Raw genomic sequence first — 18,846 nt, forward strand, 5'->3', positions numbered from 1 at the left:
GCCGGCGACGCATCCGCGGTGGCGGGGCTTTGAAGCCGGCGGCGTGAGTTCTGGCGGGCGGGCCTGGAGGCCGCCCGGGGGCTAACCGCCCAGGAGCCCGCGCTTGAGATCCCGGTCGACCGGATGGTCGCCAAGGAAGATGCGCAGCACGGCCTGGTAGAAATCCTCGCCCGGGATCGGCTTGCCGCGCGGCGTGCCGTTGATGGCGATCACGGTGCCGCCATCGGGCGAAAAGTCAAAATTGATCACATCGCCCTTGCGGGCGGTGCCCATCTGCTCCATGGCCTGGCGCAGTTGGAGCAGGCGCTCGGACAGCCTCTGGAACTGGACCTCGCTGTGGTTTTCGCGGATCCCTTCGTTCAGGGCCTTGATAAAGGCATCGGATGGCACCTCGCGCAGCGGCCGGATCTGCAGGCGCTTTGGGCCGTGGGCGCCCAGCACCACGGTCGCGTTGCGCGCCTTCTCCGGCAGGTAAAGGGCGGCCACATAGCCCTTGATGATGAACATCGAGCGCAGGCCGGTGCCGTTCAACTGCAGCTCCTTGCCGCCGACCCGGGTGGCGTCGTCGATCCGCATGCCCTCGATTTCGTTGGCGCGCGCGGGCTCCGGCGCCATAGCCAGGGCGGCGCCCACGCAGAGGGTGAGCGCCAGCAGGCTTGCGCGGCGGACGAGCGGTTCGCACGCGAACGGGGTACGACGGGAAAACATAAAGGCTGGGCGGTACGACGGAACGTGTCATAGTCCGCGATTTCTGAAACAATACCAATTGGTATCTGCCCTAGGCTGCACTTGGCGTGCGCAGCGGCCATCACAATAACTAGAACCAACCGATGTCTTCTGCTCTCTTGTTGGTGCCGGATTTCAGCCTGATCCTGATCGGCTGGCTGCTGGTGCGCTATTCCCCGTTCGACCGCGCGTTCTGGGCCGGCGTGGAGCGCCTGGTGTACTTCGTGCTCTTCCCCGCGCTGCTGTTGCAGTCCACCAACAGCGCCAAATTCGATTTCTCCTCCACGTCGGCCATGCTCGGCCTGGCGCTGTTGACCACCGCCTTCGGCATGGTGGGCGGCTACGCCGTCAAATGGACGATGCGGCTGGCGCCGCTCGATTTCGCCTCCGGCCTGCAGACTGCATTCCGCTTCAATTCCTATATCGGGCTGGCGCTGGCCGCGCGCCTGGGCGGCAGCGAGGGGCTGGCCATGATGGCGGTGATCGTCGGCTGCACGGTGCCGCTGTGCAATGTGGCCGCGGTATGGGCGCTGGCCCGTCACGGCGAGACCCGCCTGTGGCGCGAGCTGGCGCGCAACCCGCTGATCCTCGCCACCGCAGGGGGCTTGCTGACCAACCTGGTGGGCCTGCACCCGCCCGAGGTGGTGGGCATGACGCTGGCCCGGCTGGGCTCCGCGTCCACCGCGCTGGGGCTGATGACGGTCGGCGCGGGCCTGCAGATGAGCGGGGTGACGGGGGCGGTCGGGCCGGTGGCATGGTGGAGCGGCGTCAAGCTGGTGGCCATGCCCTGCTTTGCCTGGGCAGTGGGGCGCATGCTGCCGCTGACCGAGCTGCAGTCGCAGATCGCGGTGCTGTTCGCCTCGCTGCCGACGGCCTCGAGCGCGTATATCCTGGCCGTGCGCATGGGCGGCAACGGGCCGATGGTGGCGGCGACGATCTCGGTGATGACCGTGGCGGCCATCGTCACCACGCCGTTCTGGCTGTCTCTGGTCAGTTAACTCGTCAGTTAGCGGGCGCGTGGGCCAGCGCCCAGTCGATATGCTCGCGCACCAGCGGGCTGGCCTCGGCCTGGCGCGCGCCGAGCGCCGCGCGGATGCGCGTGGCCAGCGCCGTGTCGCCGCTGGCCATCGCCGCGCGCAGGCTGTTGCCCAGCCCCACCGCCAGGTTGCGCAGCCAGCGTTCATGGCCGATGCGGCGGATCGGGCTGCCTTCCAGCCGCTGGTTGAATTGCGCCTCCGTCCAGCCGAACAGCTCGGCCATGTCGGGCGCGTCGAAGCCATTGCGCACGTCGAAGTCCGGCAGCGTGGCGCGGTGGGCGAACTTGTTCCACGGGCACGCCAGCTGGCAGTCGTCGCAGCCGTACACGCGGTTGCCCATTGGCGCGCGCAGTGCCTCGGGGATGGCGCCCTTGTGCTCGATGGTCAGGTAGGAGATGCAGCGGCGCGCGTCGATCCGGTAGGGCTCCAGGATGGCCTGGGTCGGGCAGATATCGATGCAGCGGCGGCAATTGCCGCAGTGGCCTGGCTCCGGCGCATCGGCGGGGAAGGGCACATCGACCAGGATCTCGCCGAGGAAGAACATCGAGCCGCCATCGCGGTCGAGCAGCAGCGTGTGCTTGCCGCGCCAGCCCAGCCCGCCCTGCGCGGCCAGCGCCACCTCCATCACCGGCGCCGAGTCGGTGAACACACGATAGCCGAACGGGCCGATGGCGGCTTCGATGCGGCTGGCGAGCTGCTGCAGGCGGTTGCGCAGCACCTTGTGATAATCGCGGCCCCGCGCGTAAAGCGAGACCACGGCGGTGGCGGGGTCGTCGAGCCGGGCGAGTTCATGGGCGCGCCAGTCGTGCGGGAGCGCGGCGGGCAGGTACGGCATGCGTGCCACGATGGCGCGCACCGTGCCGGGCACGAGTTCGGCGGGACGGGCGCGCCGCAAGCCGTGGTTCGCCATATAATCCATGTCGCCGTGGTAGCCCTGCGCCAGCCACGCCAACAATCCTGCTTCAGCCCGGCTCAGATCCACGTCGGCAATGCTGAGCGCATCGAAGCCGAGTTCCGTGCCCCAGGCCCGGATCGAGCCCACCAGCGCCTCCAGCCCGGCGTCGTCCGTGCCTGCATGCACAACGGACGACGCCAGGGGCGGCGCAAGGCCAGGCGCTGCCCCGTGGGCGGCGCTGCTGGCGGGAGGGGGCGAGGCGGTTGGCGCCTGGGCTGCTCGGTCGATCATTCCCGAATTGTACGCAATGCCCCTGCTCCAAGAACGCACACTCAACCTGCCCGACGAAGCGGCCACCGCCCGGCTGGGCGCGGCGCTGGCCGAGGCCGTGCGCAACCTGCCGCCCCAGACCGTGCACCTGCAGCTCTCGGGTGACCTTGGCGCCGGCAAGACCACGCTGTCGCGCGCCATCCTGCGCGCGCTAGGCCACGCGGGCAAGGTGCGCAGCCCCACCTACACGCTGTGCGAGCCGTATTCGGTCACGCGCGCCGATGGCTCGCCGCTGACCGCCTACCACTTTGACCTGTACCGATTCGCCGATCCGGAGGAGTGGGCCGATGCCGGTTTTCGTGATTGTTTTGCCGAACCGGCCGTGAGCCTGGTGGAATGGCCGGAGAAAGCCGGGCGCTTGCTTGGGGAACCGGACCTTCACTTGTTGCTCCAATCGGACATCAGCGACGCCGACGACGCGGCCGAACGCCGTATCGTTACGCTTCGTGCCTATACTCAGACTGGACTTATCCTGCTTTGCGCATGCTGATCAAGCGACTCGCCACCGACCGACCCGACGATATCCAGCTGGCCCGCCGCAAATGGCTGGCGCAGTGCCTCAAGGCCGGCGCCGGCAGCGTGGTGCTCACGCTGGCCGGGCCACAGATCGCCTTTGGCGCCGGCATCGTCGCGGTGCGGGTCTGGCCCGCCGAGGAATACACCCGCGTCACCATCGAATCCGATGAGCCGCTAGCCGCCGTCCACCAGATGATCCACGGCCCCGACCGGCTGGTGGTGGACATCGATGGCCTCGATCTCTCGCCCACCCTGCGCGAGCTGGTGGCCAAGATCACCTCCAACGATCCTTATATCCAGACCGTGCGCGTGGGCCAGAACCGGCCGCGCGTGGTGCGGCTGGTGTTCGACCTGAAGGAAAACGTCTCGCCGCAGGTGTTCACGCTGGCGCCGATCGGCAGTTACCGCAATCGCCTGGTGTTTGACCTGTACCCCGTCAATCCGCCGGATCCCTTGTGGACGCTGGTGCGCGACACCGAGGACAAGCAGCGCAGGTTTGCCGCCACGCAGCCCCCGGCCGGCGCGGACGGCGTGTCCGGCGCGCCCGCCTCCGGCGAGGAAGACGCCATTGGCGCACTGGTGCGCAAGTTCGAGGACAAGGGCGCCAACCCGGTGCCGGCCCTGCCGCCGATGGCAGCCGTCAAGCCCAGGCCGCCGGCACCTTCCTCACCAGCGGTGCCGTCGGCGCCGCCGCTGGCGCAGAACAACCCGCCTGCGGCCCTGCCTGCCAACAACCCGCCGGCGGACCGTTCCTTCAAGATGCGCCGCCTGCTGACCGTCGCGATCGATCCCGGCCATGGCGGCGAGGATCCCGGCGCCACCGGTGCGTCCGGCTCGCGCGAGAAAGACGTGGTGCTGCAGATCGCGCAGCGGCTGCGCGCCAAGATCGACTCCCAGCCCAATATGCGCGCCATGATGACGCGCGACGCGGACTTCTTCGTGCCGCTCAACGTGCGCGTGCAGAAGGCGCGCCGGGTGCAGGCCGACCTGTTCGTGTCCATCCACGCCGATGCTTTCCTCTCGCCGGAAGCCAAGGGCGCCTCGGTGTTCGCCTTGTCCGAGCGCGGCGCGTCCAGCACCGCCGCGCGCTGGATGGCCAACAAGGAGAACGCCTCAGACCTGATCGGCGGCGCCAACATGGGCAACAAGGATGCGCAGGTGGCGCGGGTGCTGCTGGACTTGTCCACGACCGCGCAGATCAACGACAGCTTGCAGGTGGGCAAGGCCGTGCTGGCGGAGATCGGCGGCGTCAACCGGCTGCACAAAGGCAGCGTGGAGCAGGCGGGCTTTGCCGTGCTCAAGGCGCCGGATATCCCGTCGATCCTGGTCGAGACCGCTTTCATCAGCAATCCCGAGGAAGAGCGCAAGCTCAACGACGAGAGCCACCAGGAGCAACTGGCCAACGCCATCCTGCGTGGCATCAAGAACTACTTCGCGCGCAATCCGCCGCTGGCGAAGAATCCGTCGGTGTAAGCGGCGGCGCCTGAAAGCAAAACGGCCGGCAACATCGTTGCCGGCCGTTTTCCGTTTGCCGTGCCGCGCGCCGAGACTCAGGCGCGGGCGGTAGCCCCGTCGGGCAGCGCGTCGCGGCTGGCGTAACGCGAGGCAATCACCGAGCACACGATCAGTTGCAACTGGTGGTAGACCATCAGCGGCAGCACCAGCAGGCCCAGCGCCGGGTGGCCGGCAAACAAGATCTTGGCCATCGGGATGCCATTGGCCAGGCTCTTCTTGGAGCCGCAGAACACCGCGGTGATCTCATCTTCCACCGAGAAGCCGAGGCGGCGCGCGGTAAAGGTGGTGGTGGCCAGGATCACCACCAGCAACACGGCGGCGAGCGCCATCACGGCACCGATGGTTTCCCAGCTGTACTTGTGCCACAGGCCGGCGGCGGTGGCGTCGCAGAACGACGAATACACGATCAGCACGATCACGCCGCGGTCGATCTTGTTGGTAATCTGCTTTTTCTTGGCCAGCCAGCTGCCGATCAGCGGGCGGGCCAGCTGGCCGAGCGCGAACGGCAGCAGCAGTTGCAGCGCCACGCCGGTCAGCGCCTTGCCCAGCGGCATCGAGGCGCCGCTGGCGCTGATCACCAGGCCCATCAGCAGCGGCGTGACGGCCATGCCGATCAGGCCCGAGATGGTGGCATTGAAGATTGCGCCGGGCACGTTGCCGCGCGCCATCGAGGTCATCGCCACGGACGACGACACGGTGGACGGCAGCGCGCACAGGTAGAACACGCCCAGCAGCAGCTCGGCAGGCAGCATGTTGCGCAGGCCAAACATCAACGCCAGCCCGACCACCGGGAAGACGATGTAGGTGAAGCTCTGCACGAAGGCATGCAGGCGCCAGTGGCGCGCGCCGGCCACCAGCTTGTCGCGCGACAGCGCGGCGCCGTGCAGGAAGAACACCAGGGCCACGCCCAGGTTGGTGACCATGCCCAGGTGCAGCGGGCCGTCGCCGGCGCCGATTTGCGGGGCCAGCAGCGCAATGCCGATGGCGCTCAGCATGATCAATACGAACCCGTCGATCAGGTCGTAGATTTTCTTGAAGGGTGAGAGGATGGCGGACATGACAGCAAGGTTGGATAAGGGTTTCGCCTAGCATTGGACGCCACCGAAGCCTAGAATGCAAATTCATTTATCGCATCCATTCATCTCATAGACGCATGAATTACACATTGCGCCAGTTGCGGGTCTTCCTCGCCGTGGTCGGGCATGGCAGTTTCAGCCGGGCCGCGGACGCGGTTGGCCTGACGCAGCCCGCGGTCAGCCGGGGCGTTGCCGAGCTGGAAGAGGCACTTGGCGTGCGCTTGCTCGACCGCACCACGCGGGAGGTGCTGGTGACCGACGCGGGCCAGGCCCTGGCGCCTGCCATCGAGCGCCTGCTTGGCCAGCTCGACGATACGCTGGAAGAAACGCGCCAGCTTGGCGAGCGCTATCGTGGCCGGGTTGTGATTGCCAGTGCACCCACGATTTCCGCGCGGCTGATGCCGCTGTATGTGTCGACCTGCGCGCGCCAGTATCCGGATATCCGCCTCAGCGTGCGCGACAACGTGCAGGCCGATGGCCTCGAGCAGATCCGCGCGGGGGCCGTGGACTTTGGCGTCTTGATCGATCCTTTGGCGCATGAAGGCTTGACCATCGCGCCGCTGGCGACCGATCCGTTTTGCTTTGTGTGCCGGCGCGATCACCCGCTGGCCAATGCCGACTCGGTGCCGTGGTCCGCGCTGGACGGCATGCCGCTGGTGCTGCTGGATTTCGCCTCGGGCAGCCGGCCCCTGATCGACCGCATTTTCGCCAGCCATGGCGTGGCGCCCAGCGTGGTGCAGGAGCTGGGGCATTCGGCCAGCGTGTTTGGCATGGTCGAGGCCGGCATCGGCGCTTCGGTCCTGCCCTCGTTCTCGCTGCCGTTGCCGGCGGCGTCTCCTCTGGTCTGGCGGCCGCTCACGCCGCGCGAGGAGCGGCGCATTGTCATGGTCTGCCGGGAGGACCGCTCCTTGTCGCCCTCTGCCGCCGCCGTGTGGCAGATGGTGCAGAGCCTGCCATTGCCGGACGAGCCGGCCATGGCGCAATGACGGACGCCCGCCTGGCTTGGCTGCTGAGCAGCTTAGCGGCTTAGCGGCTTAGCGGCTTAGCGGCTTAAGCGCGCGTTGCCGTGACCATCACCGCTTCCAGCGCAAAACTCCCGTCGGCCTTGACGAGGTAGTGGTCGCGTACTTCGGCCGGTGCCAGTTGCCACAGGTGCTGGATGGCGGCTACCGCCACGGGCGGCGTGCGCATGCGCTGCACCCAGGTGGCGAACTCCAGTTCGATGCGCCAGGCAGGCGAAACGCTGGCCGTGAAGCCCGCAGTCTCCAGCATCGCTTTCCACTCGGTAGCGGTGTAGTCACGGATATGCGACGGATCGCGCAGCAACTCCACCGCTTGCAGCCAGGTGTCGGGCAGCGGGTCATCCGAGCCGGCGATATCGATCAGCACGACCTTGCCGTCCGGCTTGAGCACCCGGTACATCTCCGCCAGCGCCGCCGGCACGTTGCGCCAGTGGTGCGCGCTCATGCGCGAGATCACCGCGTCGAAGCTGGCATCGTCAAAGGGCAGCGATTCCGCGGCGCCCTGGCGGGTACGGATGTTCGCCAGCCCCTTGTCGCGCGCCGCGCCTTCCACTACCGCCAGCATTTCCGCCGACAGATCGTAAGCCGTCACTTGCGCTGCGACCCCCGCTGCGGCAAAGCTGGCGTGGCCCGCACCGCAACCCAGGTCGAGCACCCGCGCCGCCGGCAGCGCCGCCAGTTCCTGTGCAAGCTGCTGCAGGTCCGCGCCCTGGGCGTGGACCGCGCTGGTGAGGTAGGCGCTGGCGGTGGCGCCGAACTGGGCGGCAACGAGTTCTTGTTGTTGCATGTGGCTCTCCTGGCGGCAATGGCCGCTAGTGGGTTCTGGTGACCGGGGGATTGGTGGCGGGGGCTTGCCCGCGTAACGGGTTCGACGTACTGTAGCAGCCTGTTTTCCCGGTACAAGTCAGGGTTTTATCCTGGTATAAAACGCACCAGCTTTTGAGCTTTCGAGCTTTTGCCTGGCTACCTGCATTGCCCGCTCAGCCCTCCATGACAGAATACGCGCCCCCCGATCCCGCCAAGCCACACGAACTCACGCGCGAAGCCGTGCTGGGCCGCTTCCTGCGGGCGCACCGCGAGCGCCTGGCCCCGGCCGAAGTTGGCCTGGCACCCGGCCGGCGGCGGCGCACGCCGGGCTTGCGCCGCGAGGAGCTGGCGCAGCTCGCCGGCCTGAGCGCTACCTGGGTGACGTGGCTGGAACAAGGCAGGCCGGTGGCGCTATCGGCCCGCGCGCTGGCCAGCCTGGCCGGCGCACTGCGGCTGTCGCGCGCGGAACGGGCCTACCTGTTCGAGCTGGCAGGCCGGCGCGACCCTATGCAGGCGCAGGACGAACACGCGCCAGCAGCCGTCCTCGCCAGCGTGGAGGCCATCAACGGCCCGGCCTACCTGCTTGACCGGCAATGGAGCGCGCTGGCTTGGAATGCCGCCGCAGCCGACCTGTTCGTGGGCTGGCTCGATCCCGCCAGCGAAGACCGCAACCTGCTGCGCAGCATGTTCCTGTCGCCGGGTTTGCAGGCCTTGGTGGAGGACTGGCCGCACCGGGCGGCACGGCTGGTGTCGGAGTTTCGCGCGCACAGCATCCGCCATGCCGACGATCCGCCGATGCGCGCGCTGGTGGAGGGGCTCATTGCCCAGAGCCCGGTGTTCCGGGCTGACTGGATGTCGCAGGATGTGGAAGAGCGGCAGGGCGGGCGCCGCGGCTTTCAGCATCCATTGCGCGGGCTGTTGCATTTCGAGCAGCTCACGCTGGTGCCGGCCGCCGCGCCGGGCCTGACGCTGGTGATGCTGATGCCGGCGTGAAAGCCGCCGGCAACGGCCCGGACGGCGTTACTTCGGCTGCATGCGGATGGCGCCGTCGAGCCGGATCACTTCGCCGTTGAGCATGGGGTTGGTGATGATGGATCCCACCAGCTTCGCGTACTCGGCCGGGCGGCCCAGGCGCGGCGGGAACGGCACCATCTTGCCGAGCGCGTCCTGCACTTCCTGCGGCATGCCCAGCAGCATCGGCGTCTCGAACAGCCCCGGGGCAATCGTCATGCAGCGCACGCCGTCGCGCGACAGGTCGCGCGCGATGGCCAGCGTCATGGCGACCACGCCACCCTTGGAGGCCGCGTAAGCGGCCTGCCCGATCTGGCCGTCGAAGGCCGCCACCGATGCCGTGTTGATGATCACGCCACGCTCGCCTTCCGCGTCGGGCGTGTTCTGCACCATGGCCGCGGCAGCCAGCCGGATCATGTTGAAGGTGCCGATCAGGTTGACGCGGATGGTCTTGTCGAAGGCGTCGAGCGGGTGCGGGCCGTTCTTGCCCACCGTCTTGTTGGCGGTGGCAATGCCGGCGCAATTGACCAGCCCGGCCAGGCGGCCCAGCGCGGTGGCTGCCGCCACGGTGGCTTGCCCGTCGGCCTCGCTGCTGACGTCGCAGCGCACGAACTTCCCGCCCAGCTCGGCGGCCAGCGCGGTGCCGGCGGCTTCGTTGAGGTCGGCGATCACCACCTTGCCGCCCGCGGCGGCCAGCATGCGGGCGCTGCCCTCGCCGAGCCCGGAGGCGCCGCCGGTGACGATAAATACGTTGTCGCGGATTTCCATCTTTGTCTTCCTCGCTTGGATGTGTGGTCTTTTGGTTTTCTGGCGGAGCAGGTACGGCATGTTGGCATAACGTTTACGTAAACGTCAATTCAGCGATGCTATCTCCGCGGATGGTGGCGGCAATAAAAAAAGGCGACCCGAGGGTCGCCTTTTCCACCTGCGGCGCCGGAGGCGCGCGGCTTACTTCAGTGCTTCGAACACACGCGAAGTGATGTCTTCCACGCTGCCAACGCCCGCGATCTTGCGGTACTGCGGCGGTGCTACCTTGGCGGTGGCGTCGCCATTGGCGGCCCACTTGGAGTAGTAATCCACCAGCGGACGGGTTTGCTGGGAGTAGACGTCGAGGCGCTTCTTGACGGTCTCTTCCTTGTCGTCGTCGCGCTGGATCAGCGCTTCGCCGGTGATGTCGTCCACGCCTTCCACCTTGGGCGGGTTGTACTTGACGTGGTAGGTGCGGCCCGATGCCACGTGCACGCGGCGCCCGCTCATGCGCTCGATGATGGCATCGAACGGCACGTCGATTTCCAGCACGTAGTCGATCGCCACGCCGGCTTCTTTCATGGCCTCGGCCTGCGGAATGGTGCGCGGGAAGCCATCGAACAGATAGCCGTCCTTGCAATCGGCCGCCTGCAGGCGGTCCTTGACCAGGCCGATGATGATGTCGTCCGACACCAGGCCACCTGCGTCCATCACCTTCTTGGCGGCCACGCCTAGCGGCGTGCCAGCCTTCACCGCGGCGCGCAGCATGTCGCCGGTGGAGATTTGGGGGATGCCGAACTTCTCGCAGATGAACTGGGCTTGCGTGCCTTTGCCGGCGCCAGGCGCGCCCAACAGGATCAAACGCATTACGGGTCCTCAGAGTTTTGAATCTTGTATGGCAGGGGGAATGGAAGGAGGGTAACGCCGAAACTTGACGCGAGGCTTACCAACGCCGTCGGGACGGCGCGCCTCAGGTCGGAGTCTGGTCTGTTGACGGCCGGCACGCTGACGCCTCTGCCGCTGGCGGCGGGCGGGTACCGGTCGGGCTCACTTTTCATCTCCCCACCGAGCCTTGGCCGGGCGCCCGGGCGCCCGACGGCTCTGTATCGTCAAGCATTATGCCATGAGGCGGCGCGAAATCGGCTTGCCGCTGCGGTGACATCTATCATGACTTATGTCGTAAGTCATGCGATGACCGCCGCAGCCGGCGGCCGTCGCCAAGTGCTCTCAGGGGCCTTCCTGCGCCATGGCCTGCGCCCACAGCGCACGCACGCGGTCCAGGTCGGCCTGCGTGTCAACGCCAGGCGCGGGCACAGCCGCTGTTTCCAGCACGCCGATGCGCTCGCCATGCCACATCGCACGCAACTGCTCCAGCGCTTCCGTCTGCTCCACCGGCGACAGCGCCAGCGTGGGAAAGCGCCGCAGGAATCCGGCGCGGTAAGCATACAGGCCAATGTGGCGCAGTACCGGCATGGCTGGCAAGGCCACCTGGGCGGTGGCTGCCGCCGCGGCCGGCACGCCGGCCCAGGCGTCGCGGGCCCAGGGGATCGGCGCGCGGGAGAAATACAGCGCGCGGCCGGCGGCGTCGCACACCACTTTCACCACATTGGGGTTGAACACCTCGGCAATCTCGCTGATCGGATGCGCGGCGGTGGCGATGGCGCAATCGGCATGGTGAGCCAGGTGCAGTGCCACCTCGTCGATCAGGCTGGGCTCGATCAGCGGCTCATCGCCCTGCACATTGACCACGATGGCGTCGTCCGGCAGGCCTAGCAAGGTAGCCACTTCGGCCAGGCGGTCGGTGCCCGAGGGGTGGTCGGCACGCGTGATCACGGCTTCGATGCCGTGCGCCGCGCAGGCTGCCGCCACTTCGGGCGCGTCGGTGGCGACCACCGTGCGCTGCGCCGACGAGGCATGGGCGCGCTCGGCCACGCGCACGATCATGGGCTTGCCGCCGATATCGGCCAGCGGCTTGTTGGGCAGCCGGGTGGAAGCCAGGCGCGCCGGGATGACGACGGTAAAAGCGGGCAGCGACATGGTGCTAGCCGCTTATTCCGGCGAGACCAGCCGGCCCGGCACGGTCTGGCGTGCTTCATCGGCCAGCATGATGGGAATGCCGTCGCGGATCGGATAGGCCAGTTTGTCGACCTGGCAGATCAGTTCCTGGGCGGCGCGGTCATATTCCAGCTTGCTCTTGCACAGCGGGCAGACCAGGATTTCAAGCAGCCGGTTGTCCATCTCGGGTTTCCTTGGTGTGGCCAGCGGCGGTCGCGGCGCCCGGCGCTGTGGGAGCGGCCTGGGCATGCGCGGCGACGGCGCGGCGAATTTTTTCGATCAGGCCCGCGTCGATCACGGGCGTGGTGGGGACGACCCAGATCCGCGGGTCCAGCGGGTCACTGAGGCGCTCGCATTTTACGGCATCCTTCTCGGTGATCAGGATCGCATTGGCCGCCTGCGCGACAGGATCGCCGGCGAACGGGTCTTCGGCGAAGTCATAGTGGTCCGGCAGGGGCATGGTGTCCGGCGCGAGGCCGGCTGCGCGCAGGCTGGCGAAGAAGCGCTCGGGGTTGCCGATGCCGGCGGCGGCCAGCACGCGTTGCCCGGCAAATGCCGACAGCGGCTTGGCCATGGTCGGGTCAGCCAGTTGCCAGGCGTCGTCCAGCACCAGGCGCATGCCATAGACATCCGGCTGGTCCGGGCTGGGGCGGAAGTCCGGGTCGTTGATCAGGGTGGCGTCGCGACGGCGCGAGAGCGATTCGCGCAGCGGGCCGGCTGGCAGCAGCAGGCCGTTGCCGCCCATGCGCGAATCGAACATCACGATCTCGAAGTCGCGTTGCAGCTTGTAGTGCTGCAGGCCATCGTCGAGCAGCAGCACGTTGACGCCGGGATGCGAGACCAGCATCGTCTGCGCGCACAGCGCCCGGTCGGGGAAGACCCAGACCGGCACGTCGGTGGCGCGCGCGATCAAGAGCGGCTCGTCACCCACGTCCTTGGCCTGCGAGGTCGGCTTGACCCGGCGCGGATGCTTGAGCTTGACGCCGTAGCCGCGCGAGACCACGCCCGGGCGCAGGCCGGACTCGGCCAGTGCATGGGCCAGCGCGATCACCGCGGGGGTCTTGCCGGTGCCGCCCACGGTGACGTTGCCGACCACCACCACTGGCATTGGCAGGCGCGTCGAGCTGTACCAGCCGCGCCGGTATGCCAGGCGCCGCCAGCCGCTGACCAGGCCGAACACCCACGACAGCGGCAGCATCAGCCAGGCGAACCAGCCGCGGCGTTGCCACTGGGCGGTCACGAAGTCGGCAAGGGCGTTGCGGGGAGCGGGCATGGGCGTGGTAGGCAGGGCTGGGCGGTAAGGCTGCGTTGAAAAGAGCAGGGGTGGGGCCGGGGACGGTAGCTCGGCGCGCCGGCACGATGGCGTCATCGCCTCATTGCCTCATGGCGGGGGAACGCAAGCGAGCTACCCGGTCATTATGGGCACCTTGCGGCGCCCGCCGCAAGGTGCGGCTCGCGGCGGGGGATTGCATCCCCGCGCCGGGCCGCTCAGCGCGCCTGCGAGCTCTGCGTGGCGAAGGTCAGGCGGGGCAGCCCGGCCAAGCGGGCGGCTTCCATGACGTTGATCACGGACTGGTGCGTGGCCTGTGCGTCCGCATTGACGATCAGCACGGGCGGCTGGCCATCGGCCGGGCCGGCTACTTCGCGCAGGCGCTGGGCCAGGCTGGTCACGTCCTGCTGGTCCATGACCTGCTTGTTGATCGAATAGACACCCTTGGCGGATACGGATACCACGATCTCGCCGGGGCGCTGCTGCGCCTTTTCGGCGTCGGCGGTCGGCAGCTGGATCTGCAGCTCGGTATAGCGCGAGTACGTGGTCGTGATCATCAGGAAGATCAGGATCACGAGCAGGACGTCGATCAACGGGATGAGGTTGATCTCCGGTTCTTCACGCCGCTGGCGGGATCGGAAGTGCATGGCGTATCAGGCGCGGCGCTGCGGCAGGATGGCGTCCAGGAAGGCGGTGGCGCGGAATTCCAGCTCGGCCACGTAGTCGTCCACGCGCCGGCGGAAATAGCGCCAGAAGATCAGTGCCGGAATCGCGATGATCAGGCCGAAGGCGGTGTTATAGAGCGCCACCGAGATGCCATGTGCCAGCTGCTCGGGGCTGGCGCCGGCGCCGCCCTGGCTGCCGAAGATCTCGATCATGCCGATCACGGTGCCCAGCAGGCCCATCAGCGGCGCCACCGAGGCGATCGTGCCTAGTGCGTTCAGGTAGCGCTCCAGCTCGTGCGCCACCGCGCGCCCGGCTTCCTCGACCACTTCCTTGGCGGCATCGCGGGACGTATGGGGCTGCAGCACCACATGGCGCAGGCCAGCGGCCAGCACGCGGCCCAGCGGGGAGTTCTGCTCCAGCGTGTTGACCACCTCCGGCGTGGCGCGGCGCTGGTGCGCCACCGACAGGGCTTCGTCGTACAGCTTGGGCGGCAGCACCTTGCTGCGCTTCAGGCTGAGGAAACGCTCGACAATCAGCGCCAGGGCGATGACCGAGGCGAGCAACAAGGGCCAGATCGGCCAGCCGGCAGCTTGAATGATGGAAAACACGTGGAACCCCGAGTCAACGGCTTGTGTGCTCATGCCAGGCGCCGCGGCCGTGCGCGCGCTGGCTATGTTCGAAAATGTTCGAAAAAATCAGGCGCCACTCTAACCCGCAGCACCGGGCGGGGCAAGACGCAGCATCGCGGTGTGTCTGCCGCGCATCGTACGCGCGAGGCGCTGGAGGCGGCGACTGCCGGGATGTCCACATGGAACAGGGACAGTGCTGTGGATGAATTGTGGACAGAGGGCTGACAAGGCGGTCAAGTCACTGATTAATAAGGAAAAATTGTGTGTCGCTTAAAAAACGGGCAAGCCGCGAGTGACGAGGGCATCCTCCGGACGCACGCGAAACGCCCAAAATCGGAGTCCGGTCTATCCACATTAAAACAGGACAGTGCTGTGGACCGTTTGTGGACAGACGTCTGAAAAGAAAGCTAAGTCATTGATTGGAAAGGTAGGTATACGTGGTGCCTAAATAATGTGCAGGGCACGCCAGATGGGCTTCGCGGGGGCCTCCGACGCCCCGTGAATGAAAAAATCCCGCCATGTCTCCCCCTTTCCACATTCCGCCGGGACAGTCTTGTGGACGGGTTGTGGAAAACTACCTGAGAAGCCACTTAAGTCATTGATTGAAAAGCGCTTCACATATGCTGATTAAAAAATGGGCAACAGCCATTTGCATGGTGTTTTCCAGTCTCCGTGCTCATGCACAGGACATGGCCACGCCAAGTCGCGGTTAGGAGGCCTTGCGATCTCTTTTGGCCGCCGGATGGGCATTTCCGGCGGGTGGGAAATAGTTTTCCACAGATAGCGCGTTCTACCCAAGGTTGTCCAGAGTTCCTGTGGATAACTTTGTGAACAAGCCGGGGGTGCAGCCGGTAAGTGTTTGACGCATAAGGGGTTTGCTTACATTGCCTAAAAAATAAGACAGCCGAAAGCGCATAAGAATCAAAGGCTTGTGTCAAGTCATGCGGCTTTGCGGGGTTATTGCCTCCCCCACCCCAAGAGGCTTGACAGACCAGTTATGCTGTGGACATGTCAATTCCACGCCGCTTGCCCGGCCGTGCGCCATGTCAGAACCGCTGAACTTTTCGCGTGAAACCCAGCCTATGGCCCCTCCCGGGGCGCGTGAGGCGATTCCCGTCGGAGAGCTGAACCACGCGATCGCCCAGGTACTGGAACGTAGTTTCCCTCTGACCTGGGTCCGGGGCGAAATCTCAAATTTCACACGCGCCGCCAGCGGCCACTGGTATTTCTCGCTCAAGGACGCGCGCGCCCAGATCCGCTGCGTGATGTTCCGCGGGCGCAACCAGCATGTCGACTTCACGCCGCGCGAGGGCGAGGCAGTCGAGGTGCGGGCGCTCGTATCCATGTATGAGGCGCGCGGCGAGTTGCAGCTCGGCGTAGAGGGCATGCGCCGCGCCGGCCTTGGCAATCTGTACGAGGCATTCCTGCGCCTGAAGGAAAAGCTCTCGCAGGCCGGGCTGTTCGCGCCCGAGCGCAAGCGGCCGCTGCCGGTCCACGCCCGCACCATTGGCGTGATCACCTCGCTGCAGGCGGCGGCCCTGCGCGACGTGATCAGCACCCTGCGCCGGCGCGCCCCGCATGTGCCCGTCGTGGTTTACCCGGTGCCGGTACAGGGCGCCGGCGCCGCGGCGAAGATCGCCGCCATGATCGACACCGCCAGCGAGCGCAACGAATGCGATGTGTTGATCCTGTGCCGCGGCGGCGGCAGCATCGAGGACCTGTGGTCGTTCAATGAGGAGAGCGTGGCGCAGGCCATCGCGCGCTGCGCCGTGCCGGTGGTCTCCGGCGTGGGCCACGAGACCGATTTCACCATCGCCGACTTCGTCGCCGACGTGCGCGCGCCCACACCCACCGGCGCCGCCGAGCTGGTCAGCCCGGACCGCAGCCATATGCTGCTGCAAGCCAGCCGCGCGCGCGACGCGCTGGCCCAGTGCATGCAGCGCCAGCTCGACCGGCGCGCCCAGAACCTTGACTGGCTGGCCCGCCGCCTGCGCAGCCCGCAAGCGCAGCTGCAGGAGCGCCGCCTGCAGGTCGACAACCTCATGCGTCACCTGCGCTCCGCGCTGCGCGATACCGTGGCCGCCCAGCGGCACCGCCAGCAGGTGCTGGCCATGCGCTGGGCTGCCGGCCGCCCCGACCTGGCCCTCGCCCAGGCCGAGTTGCGCCGCACCGCGCTGCGCCTGCGCGACGCCACGCAGCGCCAGGTTGAGCGCGCCGGCCAGCGCTGGCAGCGCGCCGCCGGCACGCTCGAGGTGCTGGCGCCGCAGCGTACCCTGGAGCGCGGCTACGCTGTGCTGCTGGACCAGCGCGGACACGCCTTGCGCTCGCCGTCGGAGCTGCGCGCGGGCGCCGTGATCGAGGTCCACCTGGCCGAAGGCGTGGCCGATGCCAGCCTCGCCAGCGTCCAGCCCAGGCTGGCGGAACTCTAAGCCCGGCGCGCGTCGGCGGGGCGCCGACAGCGCTTGCATATCGATCAAACTAATATGATCGAAGGGGCTTTGTTTGCCGCGTTTGCGCGGGTATGGCAAGTCCCCTACAATCGACAATTCCTGATCTTCAACCCCACAGAAAGAGACAGAACAATGGAACATACTCTCCCCCCGCTGCCTTACGCTCATGATGCGCTCGCTCCGCACATCTCCAAGGAGACCCTGGAGTTCCACCACGACAAGCACCACCAGACCTACGTCACCAACCTGAACAACCTGATCAAGGGCACCGAGTTCGAAAACTCGACGCTCGAAGACATCGTCAAGAAGTCCTCCGGCGGCATCTTCAACAACGCTGCCCAGGTGTGGAACCACACCTTCTACTGGGACTCGCTCAAGCCTAACGGCGGCGGCCAACCGACCGGCGCGCTGGCTGATGCCATCAACGCCAAGTTCGGCTCCTTCGACAAGTTCAAGGAAGAATTCACCAAGACCGCGGTCGGCACCTTCGGTTCGGGCTGGGCCTGGCTGGTGAAGAAGGCCGACGGTTCGCTGGACCTGGTCTCGACCTCCAACGCCGCTACCCCGCTGACCACCGACGCCAAGCCGCTGCTGACCTGCGACGTGTGGGAGCATGCTTACTACATCGATTACCGCAATGCCCGCCCGAAGTACGTCGAGGCATTCTGGAACGTCGTGAACTGGGACTTCGCCAGCAAGAACTTCGCTGGTTGATCTCGCGGTTGCTTCCGCACCAGAAGTTGAAAAAGCCCCTTACCCTGGTTAAGGGGTTTTTTTTTGGGGGAATTCCGCGGGCTTGAATTGACGTATTTCGTATCCTGTCGGCTGCCAGATGGCGGCATCTGCGCCGCGGTCTCGCGCAGCAGCTTGCGTAGCCAGACGATAACCGAGTCGCCTTCCTGATACTTCCGCCACTGAAGATTCTCCGCGAATCGAGGCAGGTCAAGCGGGCACTCGAGGATCCGCAAGCCGAAGCGTCTTGCCATTTGTTGTGCGAGCCTCGATGACGGCGTGGCGATCCGCGCTGTCCCCAGGAGAAGCTCGGGCACGAGCGTGAAGTTCGAGATTTGCCGCGCCTTTGGGAATTGGCTGCGGCAACACGCAGTCTCTGCTTTACCGTGACGCGGAGAGTCGCCATTTAGCACCCGCCGCGCCGCGGCTCAGGCAAACAGATCCATGCCCTGCACCAGGCGCTTCGCCAGCCGCGGCTGCCGAAACTGGTCCAGCCACCATTCCAGCGCGCGGCCTTCATGGTCGCCCCGCCACGCCACATACAGCGTGTTGGGCTCGCGCGGATCGGCCGTGCGCTTTTCCACCAGCTCCCCACGCTTGAGCAGCGAAGCCACGCGGTGCCGCGGCAGCCAGCCGACGCCCAGCCCCTCGCGCTGCGCCAGGATCTTCGCGCGCATGCTCGGCACCGCCAGCGAGGCTTGTCCGCCGACCAGCCCGTAGGCCCGCCCTGCGGTACCGCGCGATGAATCCGCCACGGCCACGCCCCGGTGCGCCGAGATGCGCTGGCGCGTGAGCGGCTCGGCTACGCTGGCAAGCGGGTGGCGGGGCGCCACGGCAAAGACCCATTCGACCACGCCGAGCTCGAACCAGCGCAGGCCGGGGATGGCGGGGGGCTCATTGGTCGCGCCGACGATCACATCGGCGCGGCCGTCGCGCAGCGCTTCCCAGGTGCCGCTGAGGACTTCGTGGGTCAGGCGCAGCGCCACGCCGGATTTGAGCGCATCGAAGCTGCGGATCACCGGCATCAGCAATTCGAACTCGAGCACTTCATCCGTGACGATCCACAGGCGATCTTCCCAGCCGCTTGCCACCTGGCGCACGCGCTGGGTCATGCGCGATACGTCCTGCATCAGGCGTGCGGCCTCCTCGGCCAGCAGGTGGCCGGCGGGGGTGAGTTGCAGGCGGTAGCGGCGGCGGTCGAACAGCAGGGCGTCAAAGCGGCCCTCCAGTTGGCGGGCGGCGTGGGAGACGGTCGATGGCGCCTTGCCCAGGCGCGCCGCCGCGCGCGAGAGGCTGCCGCTGTCCCGGATGGCTTCCAGCAAGGCCAGTTCGTCTTCTGACAACATGTTCAACTCCGTCGAA

General features: G+C 67.0%; 19 protein-coding genes. 7 read left to right on the top strand and 12 right to left on the bottom strand.

All coding sequences use genetic code 11. From position 1 onward, the window contains the following. Positions 1 to 81: 81 nt before the first annotated feature. Positions 82 to 708, bottom strand: a complete 627-nt coding sequence (locus A9975_RS06495) for a chalcone isomerase family protein (RefSeq protein ID WP_370564016.1) — start codon at positions 706 to 708, stop codon at positions 82 to 84. Between the two features lie 122 nt (positions 709 to 830). Here A9975_RS06495 and A9975_RS06500 point away from each other — a divergent pair, with 122 nt between their 5' ends. Then, the gene (locus tag A9975_RS06500) at positions 831 to 1,724 is read left to right on the top strand and encodes an AEC family transporter (protein ID WP_183031918.1); all 894 of its coding nucleotides are present in this window, start codon (positions 831 to 833) and stop codon (positions 1,722 to 1,724) included. A gap of 4 nt (positions 1,725 to 1,728) precedes the next feature. Here the strand turns inward: A9975_RS06500 and queG are convergent, their stop codons facing one another. Continuing rightward, positions 1,729 to 2,949, bottom strand: a complete 1,221-nt coding sequence (gene queG, locus A9975_RS06505) for a tRNA epoxyqueuosine(34) reductase QueG (RefSeq protein WP_183031919.1) — start codon at positions 2,947 to 2,949, stop codon at positions 1,729 to 1,731. Between the two features lie 16 nt (positions 2,950 to 2,965). Between queG and tsaE the strand changes: the two genes are divergently transcribed. Further along, positions 2,966 to 3,478, top strand: coding sequence for a tRNA (adenosine(37)-N6)-threonylcarbamoyltransferase complex ATPase subunit type 1 TsaE (gene tsaE, locus A9975_RS06510; protein WP_183031920.1), 513 nt, complete (start codon positions 2,966 to 2,968; stop codon positions 3,476 to 3,478). Continuing rightward, entirely contained in the window at positions 3,472 to 4,977 is a 1,506-nt protein-coding gene (locus tag A9975_RS06515) for an N-acetylmuramoyl-L-alanine amidase (RefSeq protein ID WP_150988779.1), read from the top strand. Before tsaE ends, A9975_RS06515 begins: the two co-directional genes overlap by 7 nt. A gap of 77 nt (positions 4,978 to 5,054) precedes the next feature. Here the strand turns inward: A9975_RS06515 and A9975_RS06520 are convergent, their stop codons facing one another. Then, positions 5,055 to 6,077 carry a bile acid:sodium symporter family protein gene (locus tag A9975_RS06520; RefSeq protein WP_043344030.1) on the bottom strand — a complete coding sequence of 341 codons (1,023 nt, stop codon included), beginning with the start codon at positions 6,075 to 6,077 and terminating at the stop codon, positions 5,055 to 5,057. Positions 6,078 to 6,172: 95 nt separating this feature from the next. Between A9975_RS06520 and A9975_RS06525 the strand changes: the two genes are divergently transcribed. Then, complete coding sequence (locus tag A9975_RS06525; RefSeq protein WP_183031921.1) at positions 6,173 to 7,081, top strand: LysR family transcriptional regulator; 909 nt, start codon at positions 6,173 to 6,175, stop codon at positions 7,079 to 7,081. A 64-nt stretch (positions 7,082 to 7,145) separates the two neighbouring features. On the opposite strand, the gene A9975_RS06530 is transcribed toward A9975_RS06525, so the two are convergent. After that, entirely contained in the window at positions 7,146 to 7,904 is a 759-nt protein-coding gene (locus A9975_RS06530; protein ID WP_183031922.1) for a class I SAM-dependent methyltransferase, read from the bottom strand. Between the two features lie 203 nt (positions 7,905 to 8,107). On the opposite strand from A9975_RS06530, the gene A9975_RS06535 reads away from it, so the two are divergent. Beyond that, positions 8,108 to 8,917, top strand: coding sequence for a helix-turn-helix transcriptional regulator (locus A9975_RS06535; RefSeq protein WP_183031923.1), 810 nt, complete (start codon positions 8,108 to 8,110; stop codon positions 8,915 to 8,917). Between the two features lie 27 nt (positions 8,918 to 8,944). Here the strand turns inward: A9975_RS06535 and A9975_RS06540 are convergent, their stop codons facing one another. From A9975_RS06540 to A9975_RS06570, 7 genes are all read right to left on the bottom strand, one after another. Next, positions 8,945 to 9,703, bottom strand: a complete 759-nt coding sequence (locus A9975_RS06540; RefSeq protein WP_183031924.1) for a 3-hydroxyacyl-CoA dehydrogenase — start codon at positions 9,701 to 9,703, stop codon at positions 8,945 to 8,947. 180 nt (positions 9,704 to 9,883) lie between these two features. Next, positions 9,884 to 10,549 carry an adenylate kinase gene (gene adk / locus A9975_RS06545; protein WP_183031925.1) on the bottom strand — a complete coding sequence of 222 codons (666 nt, stop codon included), beginning with the start codon at positions 10,547 to 10,549 and terminating at the stop codon, positions 9,884 to 9,886. Positions 10,550 to 10,909: 360 nt separating this feature from the next. Then, on the bottom strand, positions 10,910 to 11,719 hold the full coding sequence (gene kdsB, locus A9975_RS06550; protein ID WP_183031926.1) for a 3-deoxy-manno-octulosonate cytidylyltransferase: 810 nt from the start codon (positions 11,717 to 11,719) through the stop codon (positions 10,910 to 10,912). A gap of 12 nt (positions 11,720 to 11,731) precedes the next feature. Further along, entirely contained in the window at positions 11,732 to 11,920 is a 189-nt protein-coding gene (locus tag A9975_RS06555) for a Trm112 family protein (protein ID WP_035860825.1), read from the bottom strand. Next, complete coding sequence (gene lpxK / locus A9975_RS06560; RefSeq protein WP_183031927.1) at positions 11,901 to 13,010, bottom strand: tetraacyldisaccharide 4'-kinase; 1,110 nt, start codon at positions 13,008 to 13,010, stop codon at positions 11,901 to 11,903. Before lpxK ends, A9975_RS06555 begins: the two co-directional genes overlap by 20 nt. A 215-nt stretch (positions 13,011 to 13,225) precedes the next feature. After that, positions 13,226 to 13,654: a biopolymer transporter ExbD gene (locus tag A9975_RS06565; protein ID WP_043344052.1), complete on the bottom strand. Its 429-nt coding sequence runs from the start codon at positions 13,652 to 13,654 to the stop codon at positions 13,226 to 13,228. A 6-nt stretch (positions 13,655 to 13,660) separates the two neighbouring features. Then, the gene (locus tag A9975_RS06570; protein WP_006157938.1) at positions 13,661 to 14,281 is read right to left on the bottom strand and encodes a MotA/TolQ/ExbB proton channel family protein; all 621 of its coding nucleotides are present in this window, start codon (positions 14,279 to 14,281) and stop codon (positions 13,661 to 13,663) included. Positions 14,282 to 15,345: 1,064 nt separating this feature from the next. On the opposite strand from A9975_RS06570, the gene xseA reads away from it, so the two are divergent. Both xseA and sodB read left to right on the top strand, forming a co-directional pair. Then, positions 15,346 to 16,731: an exodeoxyribonuclease VII large subunit gene (gene xseA, locus A9975_RS06575; protein WP_183031928.1), complete on the top strand. Its 1,386-nt coding sequence runs from the start codon at positions 15,346 to 15,348 to the stop codon at positions 16,729 to 16,731. A 153-nt stretch (positions 16,732 to 16,884) separates the two neighbouring features. Continuing rightward, positions 16,885 to 17,466 carry a superoxide dismutase [Fe] gene (sodB, locus tag A9975_RS06580; RefSeq protein ID WP_183031929.1) on the top strand — a complete coding sequence of 194 codons (582 nt, stop codon included), beginning with the start codon at positions 16,885 to 16,887 and terminating at the stop codon, positions 17,464 to 17,466. A gap of 446 nt (positions 17,467 to 17,912) precedes the next feature. On the opposite strand, the gene A9975_RS06585 is transcribed toward sodB, so the two are convergent. Continuing rightward, positions 17,913 to 18,830: a LysR family transcriptional regulator gene (locus A9975_RS06585; protein WP_174427085.1), complete on the bottom strand. Its 918-nt coding sequence runs from the start codon at positions 18,828 to 18,830 to the stop codon at positions 17,913 to 17,915. Positions 18,831 to 18,846: the final 16 nt, after the last annotated feature.

The organism is Cupriavidus sp. UME77 (genome assembly GCF_014170355.1).
Taxonomy (GTDB): Bacteria; Pseudomonadota; Gammaproteobacteria; order Burkholderiales; family Burkholderiaceae; genus Cupriavidus; species Cupriavidus basilensis.